This is a genomic window from Paraburkholderia ribeironis (assembly GCF_900019265.1).
Taxonomy (GTDB): Bacteria; Pseudomonadota; Gammaproteobacteria; order Burkholderiales; family Burkholderiaceae; genus Paraburkholderia; species Paraburkholderia ribeironis.
This window is the reverse complement of record NZ_CYGX02000171.1, coordinates 1-3,438: the sequence shown is the minus strand read 5'-3', so window position 1 is coordinate 3,438 and position 3,438 is coordinate 1. Positions and strand designations below refer to the sequence as shown.

The window sequence follows — 3,438 nt, the reverse complement described above, 5'->3', positions numbered from 1 at the left end:
CCAACAGTCGCTAGGTTCATGATGAACGCTCCTTTGCCGTGGACGTCACGACTTCTCCACTTTGGCATAAATCCTTTCGCCGCTTAGCGGGAGTCGTCCATCACATCAGAGCCGCGCCCTACACCTTCGCCATGCCGGCGTTCAAAGATCTCGGCTCGCCGGGCATGCTCTATTTCCGCAGCTATGGAGGCAGCCAGATGCTGGTCTCCGAAGGCGTGGTGGGCGAAACGCTCAACGCGCCCGAGACCCGAGCAGGGCTCTCTCGGATGGTCAGCCAGAAATGTTCGAACAGCATCGGTTTTGTGGCTGCTCACGTTGTCACAGATTACGTGAATCTCTTTTCCGCGCGGCTGGGCCGATACCACCTCGGTGAGGAACGCAACGAACTGGGCGCTGGTATGGCGCGGCGCGGTTTTGCCCAGCACCTCACCAGTGGCGAAATTCAATGCGGCGAACAGGCTCAGGGTTCCATTGCGTTTGTATTCGAAGCCATGACTCTCCGCGCGCCCGGGCGACAGCGGCAACATCCGGTCCTTGCGATCCAGCGCCTGGATGGCCATCTTCTCGTCCACGCAGAACACCACCGCGCGCAACGGCGGATTGAGGTACAGCCCGATCACATCGACGGCCTTGGTCTCAAAGTCAGGATCGTTCGACACCATGTGCGTATCCAGACGATGTGGCCGAATGTCGTGCTTGCGCCAGATACGTTGCACGGTCATGAAAGCCATACCCAGCTGTGCCGCCAGTTTGCGGCTGCTCCAGTGCGTCGAGCCGTCGGCCGGCTTACGCCGCAGCGTGTAGTCGAGTACTCTCGCTTCAAGGCCCGTCAGGTCGCGGCGCCCGGCCTGGATGTCTGCCGTACAGGCCAGCCAAACGGTCACGGGCGAAACGCGTTTGCCACGTTGTGATGAAACGCGAATCGCATCGCAACTCGGTCATGATCGCCGCACGCGAGGCACCTTCGTCAAGCAGCAGGATCACACGCCTTACCTGGCAAACGGCCATGGTGCGGCTGCGCTGCATCGACATCAGCTCTTCGCGCTCGGTTTCACTCAGATTCATTTTGCCCATGCACCATTAGTTCAATTGGATTAGTCTTTCGTGTTGTTCCCCCCGCATCATAGCGCACCGCTTTATTGCGACAAAACCAGATCTGGGAGGTGCACAATGACACCTCATCGCAAATTCGCTTCCCCCCAGATAACGCTTTGACGTGACAACTCCGACATATGTCGTCTGGAATTCAACAAACAGGACAGCCATCAAGGCTGCGTGTCGGCTATTTTTTCAGTTTGCTACTAGTTTACACATGGCGCAAACATTGCTCTGCATGGCTAATCAAAAGACATGTGACTGGTAATTGGTATCGGTTATTAAGGTTAAAAAGTCACTTCTTTTAATTGGCGTCGCAAGAATGTACCTTATCGTAGATTTTAAGGATTCCAATATGTTATAAATCGAAAATTCTTTTGGTGACTTGCTAATCGCAATAGCATTATTACCGAGCATCCAAATGATGTTACCGCGTCGTTTGGGATGCATCGCTCATGGACCTACAAGATCACGGCGCAGGCGCGAGGCCGTGGTCGTGGAGTGCGAGCGTTACGGTCCTTTGGGGCTGTCCTTGTCTCGACATCCATATCTCGCGCGGTGCCGCAGACCCCCTGCAAGTACGCGTTTGAAAAAACGCTTCGCTGCAGCCTTGTGGCCGCGCTTCTGTAGCAGGATATCGAGTTCAGCACCGTGGTGATCGACGACGCCATAACAGAAGGCTGGCGTGTAACGTCACAAGTACTTCGTCAAGGTGCCATGTGGTGCCGGGCTTGCAAGGCGTCTTTCACTCGGTGCGCAAAGCACGCACCGAATTTATCGCACCGGCGTCGAACCGTATGGTAACTGACGACAACGCCTAAACCGAATCATTGCGCATCAGTCTTTCAAATGTCCTTGTCGTAATGGAGTCGCGAGGAGAACATGAATCACCGGATTGTTACTAATGATCAGCACTCGAATCCTGATAATGTTTGGATTGACGACGGCGAGCGCAATCACATCACGTGTCAGGACGTCGGTCCTCAACTATTCGCGGCATCCTCAGCACAGACGGAGATCTGGCTTGCTGAACAAATTAACCCATGCGGCCCTGTCCACAATATTGGACAATACACCGAAATACGCGGCTGCATTGATCCCACAGTGTTCGAGGAATCTTTACGCGCAGTGGTTCAGGAAGCGGAGGCTTTACGTTGCCGACTTATTGAGGTGAACGGGTCGCTCCGAGCATTCGTTGCCCCATCCATCGATTGGTCGTTGCAAACTATCGATTTCAGTTCAAAAGCAGCTCCCACCAGAGAGGCTACCAGATGGATGGAGGTTAATTTCGAAACGCCGTTCGATATGAAACAGGATCCCCTATTTTACTATGCGTTACTCAAGATTGCTTCTGATCGATTTATTTGGCATCAACGTTACCACCATAGTGTGATGGATGGTCATAGTGGCGTACTGGTTGCGCGTCGCGTTGCGCATTTCTACAGCATGCGCGTTAGAGGGAAAAAAGCAGACAAATCCTATTTTTCTCCCTTATCACATTTATTAGGAAGCGATGCACGCTATCGCGGCTCATTTGCTTTCGAGCGCGACAAGAAATACTGGATGAGACGTTGCTCGGACTGGCCAGCCCCCGTTACGTTAGCGAATCGGTATGCGCCCGCCTTACGGCATCGCCTCCGCCAGACTGCTTATATTTCATCTCAATCACTACGGGAACTTTTTAATGACCATAGTCGTTTGGCAAATCAAATAACGGTAGCTGTTGCCACCTATCTCTACCGATCTACTGGCGCCGAGGAAATATCGCTGGGTTTTACTGTCACGGCCCGCTTGGGCGAGGATCGCTTGACTCCCGGCATGACGGCAAATGTCCTGCCCATTCGACTATCCGTTCACCATGAGAATAGTGCAACAGAATTAATGGGGCAGGCTGCTAAGCAAATTCAACGAGGCCTCCGGCATCAACGTTATCGTAGCGAAGTGCTTAGGCGAGATCTCGACCGGCTTCACACACAGCCACTTTTTGGCCCTACGGTAAACCTGATGCCCTTCGATTATGGCTTGTCGTTCGGCTCTTGCTTGTCGACGACACATAATCTTGGCAATGCTACGGTCAACGACCTGATGGTCTCAATTTATTCGCCGTCCGATGGCGGAGAGGTGAGAATCGATTTCGATGCGAACCCCGATATTTATTCGGAAGCTGAATTGATTGCGCATCAGAGACGCTTCTTGAAAGTGTTAGGCGCAATTGTCGACGACTCCACTCAATCGATTGGCCGTATCGATCTACTTGAAACTGATGAGCGGAATTTGTTGTTGAAAACCTGGAATCGAACTGAGACGGAATATCAACTTGATCGGTGCATTCACCAGTTGTTC

General features: G+C 52.7%; 1 protein-coding gene and 3 pseudogenes. 2 read left to right on the top strand and 2 right to left on the bottom strand.

Annotation, left to right across the window (positions count from 1 at the left end):
• Window positions 1-113: 113 nt before the first annotated feature.
• Window positions 114-257 (top strand): annotated as a pseudogene (locus BN2475_RS36140) (NAD(P)/FAD-dependent oxidoreductase); the annotation flags it as partial.
• A 9-nt stretch (window positions 258-266) separates the two neighbouring features.
• Here BN2475_RS36140 and BN2475_RS32905 read toward each other — a convergent pair.
• Window positions 267-1,074, bottom strand: a pseudogene (locus BN2475_RS32905) (IS630 family transposase); the annotation flags it as partial.
• Window positions 1,075-1,671: 597 nt separating this feature from the next.
• A pseudogene (locus BN2475_RS36135) lies at window positions 1,672-1,922 on the bottom strand (DDE-type integrase/transposase/recombinase); the annotation flags it as partial.
• A 55-nt stretch (window positions 1,923-1,977) separates the two neighbouring features.
• Here BN2475_RS36135 and BN2475_RS34100 point away from each other — a divergent pair.
• On the top strand, window positions 1,978-3,438 hold a 1,461-nt coding region (locus tag BN2475_RS34100), incomplete at its 3' end, for a condensation domain-containing protein (RefSeq protein ID WP_245841771.1).